Source organism: Nonomuraea montanisoli (genome assembly GCF_013363975.1).
Classification (GTDB): Bacteria; Actinomycetota; Actinomycetes; order Streptosporangiales; family Streptosporangiaceae; genus Nonomuraea; species Nonomuraea montanisoli.
In genome coordinates this window covers 160,222-181,686 of record NZ_JABWGN010000009.1, presented here as the reverse complement: position 1 = coordinate 181,686, position 21,465 = coordinate 160,222, and the positions used below count along the sequence as shown (strand labels likewise).

Genomic DNA, 21,465 nt, shown 5'->3' with positions numbered 1-21,465 from the left:
CAGCACAGATATCCGTGCCTAAGACGCAGGCACACCTTGAAGGCTGTTTCCACATGCTTTCCACGCTGAGGTGTGCCATGAATATCGCGATCGTCGCATCCGTCAACGGCAGCAAGCGCCACCACATCCACGCCGTGGCCCGTGAGCTGGGGCGTGAGCACCACGTCACGATCTACTCCCGCCGAGACAGCGCCGAAGGCAAGCCCAGGACGCGGGTGGCCCCGGGGGTCACGGTGGAGCACATCGACGTGGGGCCGGCGCGTGACCTGACTCCGGACGACGTCGTGCCGTACCTCAACGACATCGGCCGCCACCTGACCAAGCGGTGGAGCCAGGAGCGGCCGGACGTCATCCACGCCCACTCCTGGACCGGCGGGCTCGCCGCCGTCGCCGGCGCCAAGGGCCTGGACGTGCCGGTGACCCAGACCTTCCACTCGGTCGACGCCGCCCACATCAAGCTGGAGCGGGCGCTCGGCCGCCGCGCCAACGCGGTCATCGCGGGCTCCAACGACGAGGAGTCGGCGCTGATCCGGCTCGGCGTGCCGCGCAACAACATCGCGATCGTTCCCTACGGCGTCGACACCGAGCGCTTCCACCGGCAGGGCCCCGCCGCCACGCGCGGAGCGCGCAAGCGGCTGCTGCACGTCGGCGCCCTGTCCCCCGACCGCGGCGCCCACACCGTCGTCCGCGCCCTGCTGGGCCTGACGGACGTCGAGCTCGTCATCGCCGGCGGCCCCGACCCCGACGCGCTGGGCGACGACCGCGACGCGCGCCGCCTGCGGGCCCTGGCCGAGCAGCTCGGCGTGGCCGACCGGGTGACCCTCCTCGGCCAGGTCAAGCGCACCGCCGTCCCCAAGCTCATGCGCGGCGCCGACGCCGTCGTGACCATCCCCCGCGAGGCCACGACCGGCATCGTCGCCCTGGAGGCCATGGCGTGCGGCGTGCCGGTGATCGCCTCCGCCGTCGGCGCCCACCTCGACTCCGTCATCGACGGCGTCACCGGCCTGCTGGTGCCGCCGGACCGCCCCGCCCAGACCGCGCGCCTGGCCCGCGAGCTGCTCGCCGACGGCACGCTGCGCACCGCGCTCGGCTACGCCGGCGCCGACCGCGCCCGCTCCCGCTACTCCTGGGAGCGCGTCAGCCAGGAGCTCGTCCGCGTGTACGAGGCGGCCTGCGCCTGACCCGAAGCACCCCCGTCTCCCTCGGCCGGACCCGGTTCCCCGGTGTCCGGCCGGGTGATTGTAGGGTCCCGGCATGCTGATTCACCCGTGGGACGCCGCCGGCCACGAGCAGGCCCTGGCGTACGTCAGGGACCACGCGTTCGGGCAGCTCATCGCCGCCGGCCGCGACCGGGACCTGCCCGTCGTGGTCCCGACGCAGTTCCTCCTGCGGGACGACCGGACCGTCGTCCTCCACCTGGCCCGCCCCAACCCCGTGTGGGCGGCCGTCGAGGAGAACCCGAAGGTCCTGCTGTCGGTCGCCGGTCACTGGTCGTACATCCCTGGCTCGTGGCGGGCCGAGCCGGGCACCGACCCGGCGCTCGGCGTGCCGACCACCTACTACTCGGCCGTCCAGCTCGTCTGCCACGCCGAGATCGTCAAGGACGCCGAGGGCAAGCTGGAGATCCTCCGCGCCCAGCTCGGCGACCTCGACCCGGCGGCGGGCGACCCGGCCGCGATGCCCCGGCTCCTGTCGGGCATCCAGGGGCTGCGGCTGAGCGTCGAGGAGGTCCGCGGCAAGTTCAAGTACGACGGGCACAAGGACGCCGCGCACCGGGGACGGGTGGCGGGTCACCTGTCGGAGCGGGGCGGCCCCGGCGACGCCTCCGCCCTGCGGCATCTGCCCCGGCCGTAGCCCCGCGCCACCTGCCCCGGCCGTAGCCCCGCGCCACCTGTCCCGAGCCGCCGGTCACACCAGGCGGGCGGCCTTGAGGCCGAGGTGGACGGCCAGGCGGTCGTCGCCGTCGCTCAGGTCGCGGGCCAGCAGCCGCTCGGCCTTCCCCAGCCGGTAGTACAGCGTCTGGCGGTGGATGCCCAGCTCCGCCGCCGTCTTCTGGGCGTGGCCTCCGAGGTCGAGGTACGTCTCGACGGTGTGGGCCAGCTCGCCGTCCAGCGCGGCGGTCTCGGCCGCCAGCTCCGCCAGGTCGGCCTGGCCGAGCCGGGCCAGCAGCCGGTGCGCCCCGAGGTCCTCCCAGCGGGCGACGGGCGCGAAGCGCGGGAAGTGCTCGGCGATCCGCAGCGCCTGCCGCGCCTCCCGCCAGCTCTGCCAGGCCTCCCCCGGGTCGCGCCGGAGCGCCCCGATGCCGGCCGCCGTGCCGTACGCGGCCTGGACCGTGCGCGCCACCTCGGCCGCCAGGTGGGCGGGGGCGAGCAGCGCGACGGGCGAGCCCGGGCGGGCCAGCACCCCGCGCGGCAGCGTCCACAGGGCGGCCACCCGCTGGTCCGACTCGCGCACCGCGATCGCGGCGACCGGGCCGGGCGTCTCCAGCGAGGCGCCCGCGCGCTCCTCCGGGTCGGCCGACAGCAGCGCCCGCAGCCCGCGGCCGGCGTCGCGGCGGCTGCGCGCCTCCTGGGCCAGCGCGGCGGCGGCGCGGCCCACCAGCGGCTCGGCCCGCCGCAGCACCTCGTCGGTGAGGCTGCCCGAGTCGAGCAGCCACAGGTAGCCGTAGGTGACGTCCTGGTGCCGCAGCGGCCAGCAGACGCGGGCCAGCACCTTGAGGTCGGCGTCGGCCGGGATGCGGACGGGGTGCCCGGCCCGGGCGATGCCGTAGCGTTCGAAGTAGTCGCGGACCTCCGGCGTGGCGCGCCGGCGCAGGATCGACTCCTGGCGCACGGTGTCGATGTCACCGTGCTGCGCCCCGTACGCGAGCAGCCGGAACGAGCGGTCCTCCAGCGTCGCGGAGGCCCCGAGCAGCCGGGCGAGCTCGTCGACGATGTCCTGCAGATCAGCCGAATTGTCCATGTGTATGACAGCCTGCCACATCGGGCGTTACGAGCGTCGATGGCCCCGTTTGAGCTGGGGTTTTAGATTGGATACATGCTCGGTCAAGTGTTGCTCGCCACGTCCCGGAGCGCGCTGGTGCGTCGCTCCGTGTCCGGTTTCCCGCTCACGCGGAAGGTCGTCGACCGGTTCGTCGCCGGCGAGGGTGTCGATGAGGCCCGCAAGGCCGTCGAACGGCTCACCGACGCCAGGCTGACCGTGACCGTGGACCATCTCGGCGAGGAGACCCGCGACGCGGGGGCCGCCGCCGCGACGGCCAAGGCGTACGTGACGCTGCTGGAGTCGCTGCGGCCGCTCGGCCTCGGCTCGCGCGCGGAGGTGTCGGTCAAGCTGTCGGCCGTCGGCCAGCAGTTCGACGAGGCGCTGGCGCTGGCCCACGCCCGCGAGATCTGCGCCGCCGCCGCCGCGAACGGCTCGCCCGTCACCCTCGACATGGAGGACCACACCACCGTCGACTCGACGCTGGGCATCCTGCGCACGCTGCGCGAGGACTTCCCGTCGACGGGCGTGGCCATCCAGGCCTACCTCTTCCGCAGCATCCAGGACTGCCGTGACCTCGCCGTCGAGGGCAGCCGGGTGCGCCTGGTCAAGGGCGCCTACCGGGAGCCCGCCTCGGTCGCCCACCAGAGCAAGGGCGACGTCGACCGGGCGTACGTGCGATGCCTGCGGATCCTCATGGCGGGGAAGGGGTATCCCATGGTGGCGACGCACGACGACCGGCTGATCGCCGTGACCGAGCTGCTCGCCGACCGCTTCGGCCGCTCCGTCGGCGACTACGAGTACCAGATGCTCTACGGCATCCGGACCGACCGGCAGGAGGCCCTGGCCGGGGCCGGTCACACCGTCCGCGTCTACATCCCGTACGGCGACGACTGGTACGGCTACTTCATGCGCCGCCTGGCCGAGCGCCCGGCCAACGTCGCCTTCTTCCTTCGTGCCCTTGGGGGTAAGTAAATGGACGCCATCACCAACGTGCCCACGCCGGCCAACGAGCGGGTGTACTCCTACGCGCCGGGCAGCGCCGAGCGCACCACGCTGGAGAACCGGATCAAGGAGCTGTCCGGGGCGTCGATCGACCTCACGATGACGATCGGCGGCCGGCAGCGGATGGGCGGCGGCGCCCCGATCGACGTCGTGCAGCCGCACAACAAGGCGTCGGTGCTCGGCGTCACCCACGACGCCACCGCGCAGGACGTCCGGGAGGCGATCGATACGGCGCTGGCCGCCGCCCCGGCGTGGCGGGCGCTGTCTTTCGACGAGCGGGCCGCGGTCTTCCTCCGGGCGGCCGACCTGCTGGCGGGCCCGTGGCGCGCGACGCTGAACGCCGCGACCATGCTCGGCCAGTCGAAGACGGCGCAGCAGGCGGAGATCGACTCGGCCTGTGAGCTGATCGACTTCTTCCGCTTCAACGTGGCGTACGCCCGCCAGCTCCACGCCGACCAGCCGGCGTCCTCGCCCGGCGTGTGGAACCGGATGGAGTACCGGCCGCTCGAGGGCTTCGTGCTCGCGATCACGCCGTTCAACTTCACCGCCATCGCCGGCAACCTGCCGACGGCCGCCGCCCTGATGGGCAACGTCGTGGTCTGGAAGCCGTCGCCCACCCAGCAGTTCGCGGCGCACTTCACCATGCGCCTGCTGGAGGAGGCCGGACTGCCGCCGGGCGTGATCAACATGGTCACGGGCCACGGCCAGGCCGTCTCCGAGGTGGCGCTGGCCCACCCCGAGCTCGCGGGCATCCACTTCACCGGCTCCACCGCGACGTTCCAGCACCTGTGGCGGACGGTCGGCACGAACATCGGCTCCTACCGGGGCTACCCGCGCCTCGTCGGCGAGACCGGCGGCAAGGACTTCGTGCTCGCCCACCCGTCGGCCGACCTCGCCGGCCTGCGGACGGCGCTGGTCCGGGGCGCCTTCGAGTACCAGGGCCAGAAGTGCTCGGCCGCCTCGCGCGCCTACGTGCCGCGCTCGCTCTGGACGCGGATGCGTGACGACTTCGTGGCCATGGCCGAGTCGCTCACCGTGGGCGACGTCACGGAGGACCTGTCCACGTTCATGGGCGCCGTCATCGACGAGCGGGCCTTCGCCAAGCACAAGGCCGCCATCGACCGCGCCCGCCAGGCCGCGAACGTGAACGTGCTCACCGGCTCCTACGACGACTCGACGGGCTACTTCGTCAAGCCGACCATCGTGGAGTGCGCCGACCCCACGGACGAGGTCTTCGTCAAGGAGTACTTCGGCCCGATCCTCGGCGTCCACGTCTACGAGGACGGCGACTTCGACCGGGTGCTCGACCAGATGGAGTCCGTCACGCCGTACGCGCTGACCGGCTCGCTCATCGCCAACGACCGCTACGCGATCGCCTCGGCCTCGGAGCGGCTGCGCTTCGCGGCGGGCAACTTCTACGTCAACGACAAGCCGACGGGTGCGGTCGTGGGCCAGCAGCCGTTCGGCGGCGCCCGCGCCTCGGGCACCAACGACAAGGCGGGCTCGATCTTCAACCTGATCCGCTGGGTGAACGCCCGCACGATCAAGGAGACGTTCGTGGCGCCGGTCGTCACCGGCCCGTACCGCGGCGACGTCCCGCAGTCCGGCTTCGAGCAGCCCGACCTGAAGAAGCTCGGCTACTGACCGCCTGACACGAAGATCCCCGGGAGCCTGCCCCTCCCGGGGATCTTCCCTTTTCCACGGCAGCGCCGCCGCGATCAGGGCTGTTCCCCGATGGCAGGACCGGCCGCCGCTCCCTGGGATGCCGACCTGTTGATCGACACGCCGTGAGTGGGCAACAGGTGCACTTCAGAGTTCTGGGGCCGCTGGAAGTCCGGGACGCCGACGGGACCTGCGTGCGGCTCGGCGGGCCGCGTCCGCGGGCGGTGCCGGCGCGCCGCGACGGCCGCGCTGGGGCACCCGCGCGAATGCCGCGCCCTGTACCGGGAGCTGCTGCCCTGCAGCGGCCGGATCTCGGTGCTCTCGGCGGTCCTGTGCGCGGGCCCGGTGGACTGGTACCTGGCGCTGCCGGCCTCGGCGGCCGGGCGGCGCGAGCTCGCGGAGGAGCATCTGGCCACGCTGCGCGAGCCGGCCGGCGCCGCCGGGCTGACGTGGTGGCATGACCGCGCCGCCTCCGCCGGGCCCCCGGTCCATCCCTCCCTGCGGCTGGTCAGGAACGGCTGAGCGCCGGGAACGCCGCGGACCGGGTCACGCGTCGCACGGCTCGTACACGCGTGGCGCGCGCCGCTCGGTGGCGACGATGTAGTCGTGCAGGGTCCGGCGGGAGCGGGTGAGCGCGTCGATGTGCTCGTCCAGCCCGTCCAGGCGCGCCCGCAGGGCCTGCAGGGTGTCCGGGCAGGGCTCCAGGTCGGGGCCCACGCCCGTGGCGCAGGGCAGCAGGAACGCGATCTCCGGGGTGGACAGCCCCGCCGCCAGCAGCCGCCGGATCTGGGTCACGGTCAGGACGGCGTCGTCGGCGTACTCGCGGTAGCCGTTGGCCCCGCGGACGGGTTCGAGCAGGCCCTGAGCCTCGTAGTAGCGAAGCTGGTGCGTGTGGACGCCGGTCCGCCGGCTCAGCTCCCCGATCAACATGCCGCTCCCCCTTGACCTTCATACCGGTATGAACGTTGAGGATTCTGCCATGACCACCCACGCACCTTCGGGGGAGAACATGACGCGGAAGCACGTGACCGTCCTGGGACTGGGCCTGATGGGGCAGGCGCTGGCCGGGGCGCTCCTGCGCGACGGCTACACCACGACCGTATGGAACCGCACGGCGGCGAAGGCCGACGACCTCGTCGCCCGGGGCGCGCGGCCGGCCGGCTCGGTGGCCGAGGCCGTCGCCGCCAGCCCTCTTGTGATCATCTGTCTCACGGACTACGCGGCCGTCCACGAGCTGCTCGACCCGCTGGACGGGGAGCTGGACGGCCGGGTCCTGGTGAACCTCACCTCGGGCACGTCGCAGGGGGCCCGGGAGACCGCCGAGTGGGCGCGGCAGCGGGGCGCCGCCTACCTCGACGGCGCCATCCTGGCCACTCCCGAGGCCGTCGGGGCGGATGCCGTGATCCTCTACAGCGGGCCGCGGACGGCCTTCGACCGGCACGAGCCGGCCCTGCGGGCCCTCGGCTCCGGCGTGACGCACCTCGGCACGGACCACGGCCTGTCGTCGCTGTACGACGTGGCCATGCTGAGCCTGATGTGGAACATCCTCAACGGCTTCCTGCATGGCGCCGCCCTGCTCGGCGCGGCGGGTGTGCAGGCCACGGCGTTCACGCCGATCGCGAACAAGGGCATCGAGACCGTCAACGGCTGGCTGGCCGCCTACGCCCGGCAGATCGACGAGGGCGCGTACCCGGCCTTCGACGCCACCCTCGACACGCACCTGGCCGCGATGGAGCACCTCATCCACGAGAGCGAGCACCTGGGGGTGAACGCCGAACTCCCGAGGTTCGTCAAGACCCTGGCCGACCGGGCGGCCGCGGCCGGGCACGGCGGCGAGGGCTACGCGGCGATGGTCGAGCTGTTCCGCAAGCCCGCGGCCTGACGCCTCATCCGGCCAGGCGGCCCAGGGGCGTGGTCGGCAGGGCGATCCAGCCCTCCGTGGCGGCCGGGCCGGCCTGGCGGGCGTCCGGGACGGTGACCAGGCCGAGGGCCGAGGCCCGGGCGGCGAGCGCGGACACGACGGCGTCCGTGGCGTCGTCCGAGGCCCGGCAGAGCCGCTCGTACGGGCCGAGATCCAGCCAGGGCGCCTCGGCGAGCAGCCGGTCCACGAGCCGGTCCAGCTCGGCGAGGTTGGCGGCGCGCTTGTACCCCCGGAACGGCAGCCCCCACAGCTTCAGGCAGGCCGCCGGGTACACCTCCACCACCGCACCGTCCCCGCCCCGGTCCACGGGACTGCCCCGCCGGGCCAGCTCGGCCAGCAGGGCGGCGCAGCGCATGGTGGCGTGCCCGATGCGGTCGGCCGACACGCTCAGCGGCGTCAGCCCGGTCCGCTCGCGCACCACCTGGTCGGTGACCCGCAACGCCAGGTCCCGCCGCCAGTCGCGGCCCGCGAGCCCCTCCGGCACGCGGACGTGCCCGGCGCGGTGGGCGGTGACGAAGTCGACGAACCGGTCGGGCCAGCCGAGAGGGCAGTCGATCCCGGCCTTGACGGCGGCCGTGACCGCCTCGACGACGAGGGCGTCGTCCGCCACGGTCTCCGCCCTGACGAGCCTGGCCCGGCCGTCGCGCCAGTCGAGCCAGGCCACCGCGGTCCGCACGGCCTCGGCGGCCAGGTCGACGCCGACGGTCAGCATGCCCTCACGATAGGGCCACGGGCCCTCGTTCCAGCGCTGCACCGGACCTCGGGGCGTCCGGGGCCATGGGGCCTTGACCACGCGGCTGCCCGCACCAGCCCGGCGCACTCCCGGTGGGACGTGCACCGTCGCCCGCCGGAGCTCACATCCGCCAGGCGCGCCGCGATCGACTGGCCGAGATCGCTCCGCGCCGCTTCGGCCGCCAACGCCCCCAGCACCACCGCGTCGTACGCCTCCGCCGCGTAGCTGAGGTCGTCCTGCTGGGGATCGGCCCGCCTCATGCGCGCCGCGAACGCGCCGACGGGATCACTTCCGGCGAGTGTGCCCTTCGCGCCCGTCATCACCCCCGCGGGGACCGGCCGACGTGGGAGCACACCGCGGGAGAGCTGAAGAACGCCCTGCTCAGGAAGAAGGACGGCTTGTCCGGCTCCAAGGTGCGACATGTGGCGACCGGCACCGCGGCGCGCTTCCGCGCGGATGCGGCAGGTTCCGCGCGAGACACGAAGGGAAGACCATCACGATCCGGGTGAGGAGGCTCTCCGAGGACGTGCTGCCCGGCATCCCCGGCTTGACGGTGAGCGGGTTCAAGCGAGTGACTCCGGCCGGCGTGTGGGGAAACACCGAGCCGGGCGAGACGAACCTCATCGTGGTCAGGTCGGGGAGACTGGTCCTGGAGACCGCCACCGACGCCTTCGGCCCCGTCGACGCCGACTCTGCCGCGTTCACCGTCAAGGCGTGGCGACGGGCACTCGACCGCCTGGATCGGAAGCGCCCGGTCGCCGCCCTACCTGTCGAGCAGCCGGGCATGAGCTCGCTGTAGCAGCGGCAGCAGCACGTGGGCCGGTAAGGTGCCGGTATGGAGATGGCGTACGGGACGCCCGCTCCCCCGCTGCGTCCGCTGATCGCGCACTACCACGGCTACCGCGAGCGCGGCGCCGCTCCTGGCCTGCACCGGGGGCTGCCGTCGCCGTTCCTGACGCTCATCGTGACCGTCGACGACCCGCTCGTCATCGCCGCCCACCCCGACCCGGCGCAGACCCCGGGACGCTACGACACGCTGGCCGGCGGCCTGCACACCACGCCCGCCCTGGTCACCCACGAGGGGCGGCAGGCCGGCGTCCAGCTCGCGCTGAGCCCGCTGGGCGCCCGCGCGCTGCTGGGCGTGCCGGCCGGCGAGCTGAGCGGGCTCGACGTGGACGGGGCCGACCTGCTCGGCCGCGCCGCGCACGAGCTGCACGAGCGCCTGAACGCGGCGCCGGACTGGGCGGCGCGCTTCGCGGTGCTGGACGAGCTGCTGCTGCGCCGGGCCGCGCGGCGCGGGGCCGCGGTGCCCGACGAGGTCCGGCGGGCCTGGCAGGCGCTGCTGTCGGGCGGCGGCGGCGTGCCGGTGGGCGAGCTGGCCCGCGACGTCGGCTGGAGCACCCGACATCTGGGCTCCCGGTTCGCCGCCGAGATCGGGCTGTCGCCCAAGGCCGCCGCCCGGGTGATCCGGTTCGACCGGGCGCGCCGGCTCCTGCAGCGCCGCGTGACGGGCGGCCTGCCGCCGCGGCTGGCCGACCTGGCCGCCGCGTGCGGCTACTACGACCAGGCGCACCTGGCCCGCGAGTTCCGCGACCTCGCCGGGTGCCCGCCCTCACGCTGGCTGGCCGAGGAATCCGGACTGGCGGAGCACTCCGGCCTGGCCGAGGCGTCCGGCCCGGCGGAGGCGTCGGGTCCGGTGGAGGAGCCGGCCCGGCGCGGTTCCGAAACGTCCAAGCCCGGGCCTCCTCCCCCGGCGCAGGATGGCTGGCATGACGACAACGACAACGACACCGGCGCCCCAGGTCTGGCCCACGCTGCGCGCCCGTGACGCCCGCGCGCTCATCGCGTTCCTCGTCGAGGCGTTCGGCTTCGAGGAGACCGCCGTGTACGGCGAGGGCGAGCGCGTCGACCACGCCCAGCTCTGCTGGCCGCCCGGCGGCGGGATCATGCTCGGCTCCGACCGGGGGCGCGAGGAGGAGAACCCCTGGTGGCTGCCGCCCGGCACGTTCGGCGCGTACGCCGTCACCGACGACCCCGACGCCCTGTTCGAGCGGGCCACGAAGGCCGGGGCGGAGGTGCTGTACGGGCCGCGCGACACGGACTACGGGTCGCGCGAGTTCGCGGTCCGCGACCCGGAGGGCAACCTGTGGTCCTTCGGCTCGTACCGGGGGGAGCCCCGCCGCGCCTGACGCCGCGACGCGTCCCGAGACAGCCGCACAGCAGGAACCCGAACGCCTCAGAGCAGGAAGAGGATGGTCACGCCGACGACGAGGTCCACGACGCCGCACCACTCGGCGTAGTCGCGCGGCACGATCCGGCGGGTGACGAAGTGGGCGGCGTCCCACGCGGCGTGCGCCAGCCAGCCGGCGGCGATCAGGTAGCGGGCCGTGCCCGGGTCGGCCGTCAGGGCCGCGACCGCGAGGGCGGCGTACCCGGCCAGGCCGGCGAGCTGGAGCGCGAGGACGCCGCCGCCGCGCAGCGTGCCGCGGAACAGCCCGATCACCAGGTACGTGCCGGGCAGCACCAGCAGGACCGGTGCCGGCGGGAGCATCGGGTCCACCCAGCAGGCGAGCGTCATGACCAGGCCGAGCAGCGTGGGCCACCGCCGTTCCAGCAGGCCGCGCCCCGCCGTCCGGTGGCGGTGGTGCGCGGCGCCGTACTCCGCGCGGCGCCGCAGCATCACCAGCAGCATCGCCGGGACCATGAGCACGTGGCCGGCCGTCATGAGGGCGTGGCCGGGCAGCAGCCCGGTCCAGTACGGCACCAGCAGCACGGCGAACGGGGCGTACATCGCCGCGCCCATCTCCGCGACGGCGCCCCAGCCGTGGCCGCGGTAGCGCATCCAGAGCGACATGCCGGCGGTCATGTCCGTGGCCATCACCAGGACGGCGACGTCCGGGCGGGCGAGCAGGGCGGCCGCGCCCGGCAGCGCTGCCCAGAGCGGGCCGAGGAGCACCATGCCGAGGATCATCGCGACGAGCATCTCGGCGAGGTGGCCCAGGAAGCGCCACCGGTTCACGGGCCCGATCGCCTGCGGGGGGAGGGAGGTCGTCATGGCCCGACTGTGGGGCCGCGGGCGGCCGAACTCGACCCGTGGCCCCGGATGTGTCCGGAAAGTTGGGACAGCGGTCTTTCTGGCCTAGATTCCAGGCATGGATGTCCGGCGGGTCGTGATCGTGGGCTACGAGGCGGCGGAGCTGCTCGACATCGCGTGCGTCACCACCCCTCTGGTGATGGCCAACATGGAGGGGCCGCCACCGCCGTACGAGGTGACGCTGGTCACGCCCGGCGGCCGGCCGGTGACCTGCGGCACCGGGCTGACGATCCAGGCGCAGGGCGCGCTCGAACGCGTCACCGGCCCGCTCGACACCCTGCTCGTCTCCGGCGGCATCGGGCACGGGGCCGCGGCGGCCGACCGGGGCATCGTCGCGCACGTGCGCCGCCTGGCCCGGGAGAGCCGCCGCGTGGCGTCGGTCTGCACGGGCGCGGGCGTCCTCGCCGCCACGGGGCTGCTGGACGGGCGGCGCGCCACCACCCACTGGGGATGGGCGCGGACGTTCGCCGTCCGCTACCCGGCGGTCCGCTTCGACCCCGACCCGATCTTCGTCAGGGACGGCTCCGTCGCCACCGCCGCCGGGGTGACGAGCGCGCTGGACCTGACGCTGGCGTTCATCGAGGAGGACCACGGCGGCGACGTGGCCCGGTCGGTGGCCCGCCAGCTCGTCACCTACCTCCAGCGGCCGGGCAACCAGGCGCAGATGAGCATGTTCACGGCCGGGCCGCCGCCCGGCGACGGCGTCGTGCGGCGGGTCGTGCGGCACGTCACGGACGATCTGGCCGGCGACCTGTCCACGGCGACGCTGGCCGAGCGCGCGGGGGTGAGCGAGCGGCACCTGTCGCGGCTCTTCCTGCGGCATCTCGGCCTGACGCCGGCCCGGTACGTACGGCGGGCCCGCACCGAGGCCGCCGCCCAGCTCCTCACGACCACCCGGCTGCCGATGGCGGCCGTCGCGGCGCGCTGCGGGTTCGGCAACACCGAGACGCTCCGGCAGGCGTTCACGGACCGGTACGGGGTGCCGCCCTCCCACTATCGCTCGACCCAGTCCGCGCGGTCCCGGTGAGCGCCTGAATCGCGCTCGTGCCATGGCAGAACTCACCTTTATTCGGCCCGCCGATTTGTCATCCTCGCAAAACGGAAACCCTTTTCCACATTTCCCTCGCACCTGCCTTCACCGGCCGCTGAATTTCGCGATGGCACCCTCGGCGATTAAGACGTTTTACCCGGATCCGGGGGACGTCGAGGGCCTGGTCCCCTCTCTCCGCACCGCTTCCGGCCGTACGCGAAGAGTTCGCCCGGCCGCCTCCCGACATCCACCCCCGAGCCATCGCGGCCGCTCCGGGGCGCTGCGAGCGGCCGGAGCGTAGAGTCCGCCCCCTATCCCTCACCGCAATACGGCCTACCGAACATGAAACATCCACGCGTCTTTCGTGAATTCTTCACGTAGGGATATGTCGGGCTCACGCTTTTGTGGAGGGAATGTCCTTGACATGGTCAAAATAGGAGAGTCCCATGAGACGGGTCGAGGGGGGTGAAGACCCGCCAGATCGTGACCGAATTTCCACATGTGCGTTAAGGGGGACGCTCTCCCAATGGAAGTCAAGCTGTTAGGACCGCTCGTCGCGTGTCAGAACGGGATGTCGATCACGCCCATCCCACGCAAGCCCCGCCAGGTCTTCTCGCTGCTGGCGCTGCACGCCGGCACCGTGGTGACGGTGTCGTCCTTCGTCGAGGAGCTGTGGGGCATGCACCCCCCGACGAGTGCCCTGTCCACCCTGCAGACCTACATCCTCCAGGTCCGCAGGGGCATCGCCGCGGCGCTCGGCGCCACCCGCACCGACGCGGCGAAGAACGTCCTGAGGACCTGCTACGGCGGGTACCTGCTCGACATCGACCCCGGTGACGTGGACGTCCACCGCTACGAGCAGCTCTCCGCCGCCGGCAAGCATGCCTTCGAGGCCGGTCAGTGGGAGCCGGCCTCGGCGCTGTTCCGCGAGGCGCTGGACATCTGGCGCGGCGAGGCGCTCGTCGACGTCCACGCCGGGCTGCGGATCGGGGTCGAGGTGGCCCGCCTGGAGGAGAGCAGGCTCGGCGTGCTGGAGGCGCGCATCGAGACCGACCTCAGGCTGAACCGGCACGTCGGGCTGCTGGCGGAGCTGTCCGCGCTGACCGCGCGGTACCCGATGCACGAGAACTTCTGGGCCCAGTTCATGATCGCGTTGCACCGGTCGGGCCGCAAGAGCCAGGCCCTGGAGAACTTCATCAAGCTGCGCACCACGCTGGTCAGCGAGCTGGGCGTCGAGCCGTCGGCCCGCCTCCAGCACCTTCAGCAGGCCATCTTGCGCTCGGACCCGAAGCTCGACCTGGTCAGGATCGCCGGATAAGGAGCGACTGCATTGTCAACCTATGTGTGGAACTACCTGCAGGAGTATCACGAGGAACGCGCCGACATCCTGGACGCGGTGGAGACCGTCTTCGAGTCGGGCCAGCTCATCCTGGGCAAGAGCGTGGAGTCGTTCGAGCGGGAGTTCGCCGCCTACCACGCCCTGCCGCACTGCGTGGGCGTGGACAACGGCACCAACGCGATCGTCCTGGGCCTGCAGGCGCTCGGGATAGGCCCGGGCGACGAGGTGATCACCGTGTCCAACACGGCGGCGCCCACGGTGGTGGCCATCGACGCGGTGGGCGCGACGCCCGTCTTCGTGGACGTCAGGGCCGAGGACTACCTCATGGACACCACGCGGATCGAGGCGGCGATCACCCCGCGTACGCGCTGCCTGCTGCCCGTCCACCTGTACGGGCAGTGCGTCGAGATGCGCCCGGTGCTGGAGCTGGCCGAGCGGCACGGGCTGCGGGTGCTGGAGGACTGCGCCCAGGCGCACGGCGCGCGCCACCACGGCACCCTCGCGGGCACCATGGGGCACGCGGCGGCCTTCTCCTTCTACCCGACCAAGGTGCTCGGCGCGTACGGCGACGGAGGCGCCACGGTGACCGCCGACCCGGAGGTGGACGCCAACCTGCGCCGGCTGCGCTACTACGGCATGGAGCAGCAGTACTACGTCGTCAGGACGCCCGGCCACAACAGCCGGCTCGACGAGGTGCAGGCGGAGATCCTGCGGCGCAAGCTGCGGCGGCTCGACGCCTACATCGCCGGCCGGCGCGAGGTCGCCCGGCGCTACGAGGAGGGGCTGGGCGACATCCCGGGGCTGGTGCTGCCCACGCTGGCCGAGGGCAACGACCACGTCCACTACGTCTACGTCGTGCGGCACCCCGAGCGGGACCGCGTCATCGAGGCGCTCGACGCCTACGACATCCACCTGAACGTCAGCTACCGATGGCCGGTGCACACCATGACCGGCTTCGCGCACCTCGGCTACGGCAAGGGGTCGCTGCCGGTCACGGAGCGGCTGGCCGACGAGATCTTCTCGCTGCCGATGTACCCGTCGCTGACGGCCGACACGCAGGACAAGGTGATCTCGGCGCTGCGCTCGGTGCTCGACGCATGACCGAAGGGCGGAGGCGGCCTGGCCGCCTCCGCCCTTCTGATGCTCCTCGCCGGCGGACCGCTCAGGCGGCCTGCGTCGAGGAGCGCCACAGGTCGCGGATCGACTCGCGCGGCGCGGTACGCGGCCGCCACCCCAGCCGCTCGCGGGCCCGCCGGATGTCCATCAGCGTCCAGTCGCCGCCCTTGCTGCGCACCTCCTGGTCGAGGTGCTTGATCCGGTCCTGGGGGAAGCCCGCGGCCTCGATCAGCCACTCGACCAGGCTCCCGATCGGCAGCGCCTCGCCGAGACCGACGTTGATCACCTGGCCGCCCACCGGCGCCCGGGCCGCCCGCTCGATCGCCTCGGCCACGTCGCGCACGTCCACGAAGTCGCGCCGCGCGTCGGCGACGCTCAGCTCCAGCGTCTCGCCCGTCTCCAGGGCCCGCCGGATACGGCCCGCCAGCGCCGCGAGGAAGCTCTCCTGCGGCGGGTACGGCCCCGACATGTTGGCCGCCCGCAGGACCACCGCGTCGATCCCGTGCCGCTCCACGGCCGTCAGGACCGCCTGGGAGGTGGCCAGCTTGGCCCGCGCGTACGGGGTGACGGGCGCCGGCGCGACGTCCTCGGTGAGCAGTGTGCCGTGCGGCACCGGGCCGTACTCGTGGACCGAGCCCACGTGCACCAGACGCGGCCGGCAGGGCGCCTGGGCCAGCCCCTCCAGCAGCCGGTCCACCAGCCTGATGTGCGAGTACGTCATCTCCTCGGTGGTGTCGCCCCACCCGCCGGCCGCGTTGACGACGGCGCGGGCCGTCGAGACCAGCTCCGCGAGCCGCCGCGGCTCGGTCGCGGTGACGTCCAGGGCGGCGAACGGGTACGGCTCCAGGTGCGGCGCCGCGTGGCGGGCCACCGCGAGCACGTCCCAGCCCCGGGCGGCGAAGGCCGCGCACACCTGCCTGCCGACGCTTCCCGACCCGCCGAGGACGATCACCCGGCCGGGCGCGCCCTCCCCGTTCACCGGCCCCACAGCGCCCGCTCCACCTCCACGGAGGCGGCGTACGACGGCAGCAGGCCCGCCCGCCGCGCCTCCTCCAGCGTCGGCGCCGCCCCGTCCCGGGGCGACAGGATCGGCTCCCCCAGCTCCTCCGGGACGGGCAGCCCGAGCTCCGGGTCCAGGGCCGACAGCGCCAGCTCGTACTCCGGCATGTACTCCTGGGAGAGCATGTACGACATCACGGTGTCGTCCTCCAGGGCCACGAACGCGTGGCCCACGCCCACGGGGAAGTACATGCAGCGGAAGTCGCGCGGGTCGAGCAGCACCGCCTCCCACCGGCCGTAGGTGGGCGAGCCGGTCCTGACGTCCACGATGATGTCCAGCGAGCGCCCCTGGGGGCAGTAGACGTACTTGGCCGTGCCCGGCGGGGTGACGGTGTAGTGGATGCCCCGCACAACGCCGCGCCGCGAGCGGCTGTGGTTGGTCTGGCGCACCGGGAAGAGCGGGTGCCCGGCCGCGGCCTCGAAGGCGGCGTGCTGGAACGGCGAGACGAACAGCCCGCGGTCGTCGGGGAAGATCTCGGGGATGAACTCGTAGGCGCCGGCGACGGCCAGCTCGCGCGCCTTCACCGCAGGGCCTGGGCGCTGAGGTAGTCGACCGCGTCGGCGTAGTTGTACGGGTGCATGAACCCTCCCGCGCGGACGTCCCGGTACAGCTTCGACAGCGGGTGCGAGCCCGTGTAGGCGGCTCCGCCGACCACGGTCACGCAGTCGTCGACGACGCCCACCGCGTGCTTGTTCACCAGGAGCTTGGCGTACTGGAACGGGATCATCATGCCACGCCCGCGCTCCCCGGGGTCGCCGCTGTGATCCTCCGACAGCCGGTCGGCCTCGGCCAGCGCGTGCGTGACGGCGCAGCGCAGCGCGTACAGGCGGGCGTCGATCTCGGCGAGCAGCGTCCGCACGCCGGGCTGGGGCTCGCCGCGCTTGCGGGTGGTGGCCACCGCGAGGTCGCGCGCGGCCTCGGCGAGCCCCACGTAGATGCCGAGCATGGTGATCGAGGACACCGTCTGGCCGGCCAGGGCGGCGTCGCTGGGCTCCTCGAGCAGCCCGCGCGGCAGCACGTTCTCCTCCGGGACGGGGCAGGCGTCGAAGACGATGTCCACGCTGCCGGAGGAACGCATGCCCATGCCGTCCCAGTTGTCCTCCACGGTCAGGCCCGGGGTGTGCCGGGGCACCACGGGGGCGGCCAGCCGTACCGGCTGGCCCGGCTCGTGAAGCTGCGCGGAGATGACGAAGTGGGTGGCGATCGGCGCCATGCTGACCAGCGTCTTGCGGCCGGTCAGCCGGTAGGTGCCGTCGGCGTCGCGGGTGAGGGCCGTCACCTGCTTGGTGTCCTTGACGGCGCCGCACACCACGGCCTCGCCGGCGGCCATCTGGCGCAGGATGTCGCTGGCCAGCCTCCGCGCGTTCGGGGCGCCGCGCCTGGCCTCGTACGTCATGGTCAGGCCGCGGCTGAACTGCATGTGCAGGGCGAGGGCCACGCCCGCGTCGGCCTGGGCCAGCTCGCGCAGCGCCACGGCGACGTCGTGCATCCGCGTGACCCCGATCCCGCCGTGGTCGACGGGGACGGTGGCGCCCATGACGCCGTCCTTGCGCATCCGGGCGAACAGGTGCGCGGGCAGGACGGCCGCGCGATCGTTCGCCGCCGCCTCCGCCTTGAGGACGGGCAGGTAGGGGCGCAGGAGTTCGAGCAGGCGCCGCCCCTCGGCGGACACCGGTGTTCGCAGATCAGGTGACATGGTCGCTCCGTGGCTCGTCGGGTGGACCGTTGAGGCCAGCCTGCTGATCGTCACCGGAAGGTCGCTGGAGAAGCGCTTCGGCCTGTTTGGTCCACCCGCGCTCCAACCGGCCTCCAGAGGTCGCCGGTGTGCTCGTAGGCGACGATCCCGCTGGTCCGCGGGACGGGCCGGAACGGGAGGAGAGATCCGGTGCGGTTGGTCGACATCAGCAGCGCGGTGGACGCGAAGGCGTGGGAGCCCGACCCCGTCGAGCACGAGATCCTGACCCCCGCGCAGGGGGCCGCGCACATGGCCGAGGAGATGCGGGAGCACTTCGGCGTCCACTTCGACCCGGCCGAGCTGCCGGACGGCGAGTTCCTGTCGCTCGACCGGATCAAGCTCACCTCGCACACGGGCACCCACGTGGACGCCCCCTCGCACTACGGGTCGCGCGCGTCGTACGGCGACGGCCGGCCGCGCGACGTCCACGAGCTGCCGCTGGAGTGGTTCTACGGCCCGGGGCTGCTGCTCGACCTGACCGGGTGCGAGACGTCGGTGGCCGGGGTGGCCGAGCTGGACAAGGCCATGGAGCGGGCGGGACGCCGGCCCGAGCCGGGCGACATCGTGCTGCTCAACACCGGCGCGTCCGCGTGGGCGGGCACCCCGCGCTACTTCACCGAGTTCACCGGGCTGGACGGCCCCGCCGTCCACCTGCTGCTCGACCTCGGGGTGCGGGTGATCGGGACCGACGCGTTCAGCCTGGACGCCCCGTTCGGCGACGTCATCGCCCGCTACCGGGAGAGCGGCGACCGCTCCGTGCTGTGGCCCGCGCACGTCATCGGCCGCAGCCGGGAGTACTGCCAGATCGAACGGCTGGCCAACCTGGACGCGCTGGAGCAGCCGTACGGCTTCCAGGTCTCCTGCTTCCCCATCAAGATCACCGGCGCCGGGGCGGGCTGGGCCCGCGCGGTCGCCATCTTCGCCGAGTAGCCGAGTAGGCCGAGTAGAAAGAGCCCGATGTGACCAGATGCCGAATCTGTGATGGCCAGGTCAGGAAGTTCTTCGACTTCGGCAGGCAGCCGCTGTCCGACGACTTCCGCGCCGAGGAGGACGTCGCCGGCGCGTTCTACTTCCAGCTCGCCGTGGGGGTGTGCGCGTCGTGCTCCATGGTGCAGCTCCTGGAGGAGGTGCCCCGGGAGCGGATGTTCAACTACGACTACCCGTACCACTCCTCGGGCTCGCAGCGCATGCGCGAGCACTTCGCCCAGACCGCGCGCGACCTGCTCGCCACCGAGCTGACCGGGCCCGACCCGTTCTGCGTGGAGATCGGGTCGAACGACGGCGTCATGCTCGGCGTGGTCAAGGACGCGGGCGTGCGCCACCTCGGGGTGGAGCCGTCCGGCGGCGTCGCCGAGCTGGCCAGGAAGGACGGCGTGCGGGTGCGCACCGACTTCTTCGAGCAGTCGACCGCCGCCCAGATCGCCGCCGAGGAGGGCCGCGCGGACGTCATCTACGCGGCCAACACGATCTGCCACATCCCCTACCTCGACTCGGTCTTCCGCGGCGTGGACGCCCTGCTGTCCCCGGGCGGCGTGTTCGTCTTCGAGGACCCGTACCTGGGCGACATCGTCGAGCGGCACACCTTCGACCAGATCTACGACGAGCACTTCTACCTGTTCACCGCGACGTCGGTGCGCGAGGTGGCGCGGCGCTTCGGCTTCGACCTGGTCGACGTGCGGCGGCTGCCGGTGCACGGCGGCGAGGTGCGCTACACCATCGCCCGCGCCGGCGCCCGGACGCCCTCGCCCGCCGTCGAGAAGCTCATCGCCGAGGAGAGCGAGCGGCGCCTGCACGACCTCGACGTCCTGGAGGGGCTCGGCACGGGCATCGACCGGATCTGTGAGGACCTGGTGAAGCTGCTGCGCGACCTGCGCGACCAGGGGGCCCGCGTGGCCGGCTACGGGGCGACCGCCAAGAGCGCCACGGTGCTCAACTACGCGGGCATCGGCCCGGAGCTGCTGCCCTGCGTGTACGACACGACGCCCGCCAAGATCGGCCGGCTGATGCCCGGGTCGCACATCCCCATCCGGTCCGCGGCGGAGTTCGGCCGGCCGTACCCGGACTACGCGGTGCTGTTCGCCTGGAACCACACCGACGAGATCCTGGCCAGGGAGACGGGCTTCACCGAGCAGGGCGGCAGGTGGATCGTCTACGTGCCGAGCGTGCGCGTCCTGTGACAGCAGGCGGATGACAGGACGGAACGCCGGGCGACGGGGGTCGTCCGGCGTTCCGTCCTTTCCGCCCGGGCGCGCTACGCGCCGGGCGGGCGGACCGACAGCGCGTGCCGGAACACCTCGCCCGGGTCCCAGCGGCCCTTGACCTCCTGCAGCCGCGCGTAGTTGCCGCGGAAGTAGAGCCGGTGCCACGGCACCCCGCTGCGGTTCAGCTCCGGGTCGGCGAAGTCGGCGTCCGCGTAGTTGACGAACGCGCCCCCGTACCCGCGATCGGGGTCGGGCACGCCGCCCGCGTCGGCGAACAGCTCGTGGTAGGTGTCCCGGATCCAGCCCAGGTGGACCTCGTCCTCGCGCGGGTCCCACCAGAACACCGACCCGTACGCCTTGAGCACGGCGTCGCGGTGCGCCATGGCCGTCTCCTCCTGCCCCACCGCGTTGATCGCGCCGCCGTGGGAGAGCAGGTAGAACGCCGCGGCCGGGTTCTGGTAGCCGGACCGGTCGGTGAGCCGGCGGTACAGCCGCGCGACGACGTCCTCCTGCCAGCAGGAGCGCAGGAACGCCGCCTTGGACTTGAAGCGCCCCTTCACCCCGGCGAACTCGTCGGGCACGAGCACCGCCGCGAGGAAGGACCGCGTCTCGGCCGTCACCTCGGGCGACGACCCGGCGGCCCGGCCCACGTCGGCGATGAGGGCGTCGGCCAGGTCGGCCGCGTCCGGGCGGCCGGCGTCGAAGGCGGTCTCCAGGGTGACCTCGCCGCCGCCCGCCCGGGGCAGGGTGAGGCTGTTGTCGAGCTGGGCCCCGGAGTCGCCGGGCGCGCTGTTGCGCTCGTGCCACAGCCCGAAGGCGCGCACCAGCGCGACGAAGCGCGACTCGTCCAGGTCGTCCCACGACCAGCGCACGGTCTTCTTCGTGACGGCGGCCGGCGCGGGCGGCAGCAGCCGGCCGTCCCCGGCCGCCCCGTCCGGCGAGCGGAACAGGTAGCGGGTGACGACGCCGAAGGCGCCGGCGCCGCCGCCGGTGTGCGCCCACCACAGGTCGCGGTTCGGGTCGCCGGGCTCCCGGGTCGCGGTCACCGCGCGGGCCCGGCCGGAGCCGTCCGCCACCACGACCTGCACGCCGTACAGGTGGTCGACGGACAGGCCGTACCGGCGCGAGAGCGCCCCTCCCCCGCCGCCGGGAACGTGGCCGCCCACGCCGATCTCCGGGCAGCGCCCGGCCGGGACGGCCACCCCCCAGCCCAGGAAGAGCGTCCGGTACATGGCGCCCAGGCTCGCGCCCGGCTCGACGGCCAGGGCCCGGTGCTCGGGGTCGTAGCCGACCGCCTTCATCTCCGACAGGTCGATCACCACGTCCACCTCGGGGTGGTCGACGAGCGACTCGAAGCAGTGCCCCCCGCTGCGCACGGCCAGCCGCCGGCCCGCGCCGACGGCGTCCTCGACCAGCTCGGCGACGTGCCGCGGGGTGGCGGGCAGGCCGATCGCGGCCGGGGCCGCGGGGAAGCGGGCGTTGATGCCCCGGCCGGCCAGGTCGGGATAGCGCGGGTCGGCCTTGTCGATGGTGACGGGCTCCGGCCACGGCGCCGGAGCGGTGCGGGTGATGTCGTCCACGGAACTCCTC

General features: G+C 73.3%; 22 protein-coding genes. 14 read left to right on the top strand and 8 right to left on the bottom strand.

What is annotated here, in order from left to right; all coding sequences use genetic code 11:
* The first annotated feature begins 77 nt into the window (after window positions 1-77).
* Window positions 78-1,181, top strand: coding sequence for a glycosyltransferase (locus tag HTZ77_RS24130; protein WP_175591948.1), 1,104 nt, complete (start codon window positions 78-80; stop codon window positions 1,179-1,181).
* Between the two features lie 73 nt (window positions 1,182-1,254).
* Complete coding sequence (locus HTZ77_RS24125; RefSeq protein WP_175591947.1) at window positions 1,255-1,854, top strand: FMN-binding negative transcriptional regulator; 600 nt, start codon at window positions 1,255-1,257, stop codon at window positions 1,852-1,854.
* Window positions 1,855-1,908: 54 nt separating this feature from the next.
* On the opposite strand, the gene HTZ77_RS24120 is transcribed toward HTZ77_RS24125, so the two are convergent.
* Window positions 1,909-2,961: a PucR family transcriptional regulator gene (locus tag HTZ77_RS24120; RefSeq protein WP_175591946.1), complete on the bottom strand. Its 1,053-nt coding sequence runs from the start codon at window positions 2,959-2,961 to the stop codon at window positions 1,909-1,911.
* A gap of 75 nt (window positions 2,962-3,036) precedes the next feature.
* On the opposite strand from HTZ77_RS24120, the gene HTZ77_RS24115 reads away from it, so the two are divergent.
* The 3 genes from HTZ77_RS24115 (at window position 3,037) to HTZ77_RS24105 (ending at window position 6,168) form a co-directional block, all read left to right on the top strand.
* Complete coding sequence (locus HTZ77_RS24115) at window positions 3,037-3,954, top strand: proline dehydrogenase family protein (RefSeq protein WP_175591945.1); 918 nt, start codon at window positions 3,037-3,039, stop codon at window positions 3,952-3,954.
* On the top strand, window positions 3,955-5,628 hold the full coding sequence (gene pruA, locus HTZ77_RS24110) for an L-glutamate gamma-semialdehyde dehydrogenase (RefSeq protein ID WP_175591944.1): 1,674 nt from the start codon (window positions 3,955-3,957) through the stop codon (window positions 5,626-5,628).
* Between the two features lie 147 nt (window positions 5,629-5,775).
* The gene (locus HTZ77_RS24105; RefSeq protein WP_175591943.1) at window positions 5,776-6,168 is read left to right on the top strand and encodes a hypothetical protein; all 393 of its coding nucleotides are present in this window, start codon (window positions 5,776-5,778) and stop codon (window positions 6,166-6,168) included.
* A 24-nt stretch (window positions 6,169-6,192) separates the two neighbouring features.
* On the opposite strand, the gene HTZ77_RS24100 is transcribed toward HTZ77_RS24105, so the two are convergent.
* Complete coding sequence (locus tag HTZ77_RS24100) at window positions 6,193-6,576, bottom strand: MerR family transcriptional regulator (RefSeq protein ID WP_175591942.1); 384 nt, start codon at window positions 6,574-6,576, stop codon at window positions 6,193-6,195.
* A gap of 49 nt (window positions 6,577-6,625) precedes the next feature.
* Here HTZ77_RS24100 and HTZ77_RS24095 point away from each other — a divergent pair, with 49 nt between their 5' ends.
* Complete coding sequence (locus HTZ77_RS24095) at window positions 6,626-7,528, top strand: NAD(P)-dependent oxidoreductase (RefSeq protein ID WP_235995053.1); 903 nt, start codon at window positions 6,626-6,628, stop codon at window positions 7,526-7,528.
* Between the two features lie 4 nt (window positions 7,529-7,532).
* Here HTZ77_RS24095 and HTZ77_RS24090 read toward each other — a convergent pair whose 3' ends face one another.
* Window positions 7,533-8,279: a DUF429 domain-containing protein gene (locus HTZ77_RS24090; protein ID WP_175591941.1), complete on the bottom strand. Its 747-nt coding sequence runs from the start codon at window positions 8,277-8,279 to the stop codon at window positions 7,533-7,535.
* A 526-nt stretch (window positions 8,280-8,805) separates the two neighbouring features.
* Between HTZ77_RS24090 and HTZ77_RS24085 the strand changes: the two genes are divergently transcribed.
* The 3 genes from HTZ77_RS24085 to HTZ77_RS24075 are packed head-to-tail and all read left to right on the top strand — an operon-like array spanning window position 8,806 to window position 10,489.
* Entirely contained in the window at window positions 8,806-9,099 is a 294-nt protein-coding gene (locus HTZ77_RS24085; protein ID WP_175591940.1) for a hypothetical protein, read from the top strand.
* Between the two features lie 36 nt (window positions 9,100-9,135).
* Window positions 9,136-10,128, top strand: a complete 993-nt coding sequence (locus HTZ77_RS24080; protein WP_175591939.1) for an AraC family transcriptional regulator — start codon at window positions 9,136-9,138, stop codon at window positions 10,126-10,128.
* Entirely contained in the window at window positions 10,070-10,489 is a 420-nt protein-coding gene (locus HTZ77_RS24075) for a VOC family protein (RefSeq protein ID WP_205303304.1), read from the top strand. The genes HTZ77_RS24080 and HTZ77_RS24075 overlap by 59 nt, the downstream gene beginning before the upstream one ends.
* A gap of 47 nt (window positions 10,490-10,536) precedes the next feature.
* On the opposite strand, the gene HTZ77_RS24070 is transcribed toward HTZ77_RS24075, so the two are convergent.
* Entirely contained in the window at window positions 10,537-11,355 is an 819-nt protein-coding gene (locus HTZ77_RS24070; RefSeq protein WP_175591937.1) for a hypothetical protein, read from the bottom strand.
* A gap of 97 nt (window positions 11,356-11,452) precedes the next feature.
* Here HTZ77_RS24070 and HTZ77_RS24065 point away from each other — a divergent pair, with 97 nt between their 5' ends.
* The 3 genes from HTZ77_RS24065 (at window position 11,453) to HTZ77_RS24055 (ending at window position 14,864) form a co-directional block, all read left to right on the top strand.
* On the top strand, window positions 11,453-12,421 hold the full coding sequence (locus tag HTZ77_RS24065; RefSeq protein WP_175591936.1) for a GlxA family transcriptional regulator: 969 nt from the start codon (window positions 11,453-11,455) through the stop codon (window positions 12,419-12,421).
* Between the two features lie 529 nt (window positions 12,422-12,950).
* Window positions 12,951-13,742 (top strand): AfsR/SARP family transcriptional regulator, encoded by a 792-nt coding sequence (locus HTZ77_RS24060; protein WP_175591935.1) that lies wholly within the window; start codon window positions 12,951-12,953, stop codon window positions 13,740-13,742.
* Window positions 13,743-13,754: 12 nt separating this feature from the next.
* The gene (locus HTZ77_RS24055; protein WP_175591934.1) at window positions 13,755-14,864 is read left to right on the top strand and encodes a DegT/DnrJ/EryC1/StrS family aminotransferase; all 1,110 of its coding nucleotides are present in this window, start codon (window positions 13,755-13,757) and stop codon (window positions 14,862-14,864) included.
* A gap of 61 nt (window positions 14,865-14,925) precedes the next feature.
* Here the strand turns inward: HTZ77_RS24055 and HTZ77_RS24050 are convergent, their stop codons facing one another.
* The 3 genes from HTZ77_RS24050 to HTZ77_RS24040 are packed head-to-tail and all read right to left on the bottom strand — an operon-like array spanning window position 14,926 to window position 17,635.
* Complete coding sequence (locus HTZ77_RS24050) at window positions 14,926-15,867, bottom strand: NAD-dependent epimerase/dehydratase family protein (RefSeq protein WP_205303303.1); 942 nt, start codon at window positions 15,865-15,867, stop codon at window positions 14,926-14,928.
* Window positions 15,855-16,463 carry a dTDP-4-dehydrorhamnose 3,5-epimerase family protein gene (locus HTZ77_RS24045; protein WP_175591933.1) on the bottom strand — a complete coding sequence of 203 codons (609 nt, stop codon included), beginning with the start codon at window positions 16,461-16,463 and terminating at the stop codon, window positions 15,855-15,857. The genes HTZ77_RS24050 and HTZ77_RS24045 overlap by 13 nt, the downstream gene beginning before the upstream one ends.
* Window positions 16,460-17,635: an acyl-CoA dehydrogenase family protein gene (locus tag HTZ77_RS24040; protein ID WP_175591932.1), complete on the bottom strand. Its 1,176-nt coding sequence runs from the start codon at window positions 17,633-17,635 to the stop codon at window positions 16,460-16,462. The genes HTZ77_RS24045 and HTZ77_RS24040 overlap by 4 nt, the downstream gene beginning before the upstream one ends.
* A gap of 189 nt (window positions 17,636-17,824) precedes the next feature.
* Here HTZ77_RS24040 and HTZ77_RS24035 point away from each other — a divergent pair, with 189 nt between their 5' ends.
* Window positions 17,825-18,604: a cyclase family protein gene (locus HTZ77_RS24035; protein WP_175591931.1), complete on the top strand. Its 780-nt coding sequence runs from the start codon at window positions 17,825-17,827 to the stop codon at window positions 18,602-18,604.
* A 29-nt stretch (window positions 18,605-18,633) separates the two neighbouring features.
* A complete protein-coding gene (locus HTZ77_RS24030) occupies window positions 18,634-19,851 on the top strand; it encodes a methyltransferase domain-containing protein (RefSeq protein ID WP_175591930.1) in 1,218 nt (405 codons plus the stop codon).
* A 74-nt stretch (window positions 19,852-19,925) separates the two neighbouring features.
* On the opposite strand, the gene HTZ77_RS24025 is transcribed toward HTZ77_RS24030, so the two are convergent.
* Window positions 19,926-21,455 carry an FAD-dependent oxidoreductase gene (locus HTZ77_RS24025; protein ID WP_205303302.1) on the bottom strand — a complete coding sequence of 510 codons (1,530 nt, stop codon included), beginning with the start codon at window positions 21,453-21,455 and terminating at the stop codon, window positions 19,926-19,928.
* Between the last annotated feature and the right edge of the window lie 10 nt (window positions 21,456-21,465).

Coding starts and splice junctions, on each gene's coding strand:
- HTZ77_RS24075 (WP_205303304.1), top strand. CDS start 10,070: ATGACGACAACGACAACGACACCGGCGCCCCAGGTCTGGCCCACGCTG.
- HTZ77_RS24040 (WP_175591932.1), bottom strand. CDS start 17,635: ATGTCACCTGATCTGCGAACACCGGTGTCCGCCGAGGGGCGGCGCCTG.
- HTZ77_RS24130 (WP_175591948.1), top strand. CDS start 78: ATGAATATCGCGATCGTCGCATCCGTCAACGGCAGCAAGCGCCACCAC.
- HTZ77_RS24070 (WP_175591937.1), bottom strand. CDS start 11,355: ATGACGACCTCCCTCCCCCCGCAGGCGATCGGGCCCGTGAACCGGTGG.
- HTZ77_RS24090 (WP_175591941.1), bottom strand. CDS start 8,279: ATGCTGACCGTCGGCGTCGACCTGGCCGCCGAGGCCGTGCGGACCGCG.
- pruA (WP_175591944.1), top strand. CDS start 3,955: ATGGACGCCATCACCAACGTGCCCACGCCGGCCAACGAGCGGGTGTAC.
- HTZ77_RS24080 (WP_175591939.1), top strand. CDS start 9,136: ATGGAGATGGCGTACGGGACGCCCGCTCCCCCGCTGCGTCCGCTGATC.
- HTZ77_RS24095 (WP_235995053.1), top strand. CDS start 6,626: ATGACCACCCACGCACCTTCGGGGGAGAACATGACGCGGAAGCACGTG.
- HTZ77_RS24060 (WP_175591935.1), top strand. CDS start 12,951: ATGGAAGTCAAGCTGTTAGGACCGCTCGTCGCGTGTCAGAACGGGATG.
- HTZ77_RS24065 (WP_175591936.1), top strand. CDS start 11,453: ATGGATGTCCGGCGGGTCGTGATCGTGGGCTACGAGGCGGCGGAGCTG.
- HTZ77_RS24125 (WP_175591947.1), top strand. CDS start 1,255: ATGCTGATTCACCCGTGGGACGCCGCCGGCCACGAGCAGGCCCTGGCG.
- HTZ77_RS24100 (WP_175591942.1), bottom strand. CDS start 6,576: ATGTTGATCGGGGAGCTGAGCCGGCGGACCGGCGTCCACACGCACCAG.
- HTZ77_RS24115 (WP_175591945.1), top strand. CDS start 3,037: ATGCTCGGTCAAGTGTTGCTCGCCACGTCCCGGAGCGCGCTGGTGCGT.
- HTZ77_RS24120 (WP_175591946.1), bottom strand. CDS start 2,961: ATGGACAATTCGGCTGATCTGCAGGACATCGTCGACGAGCTCGCCCGG.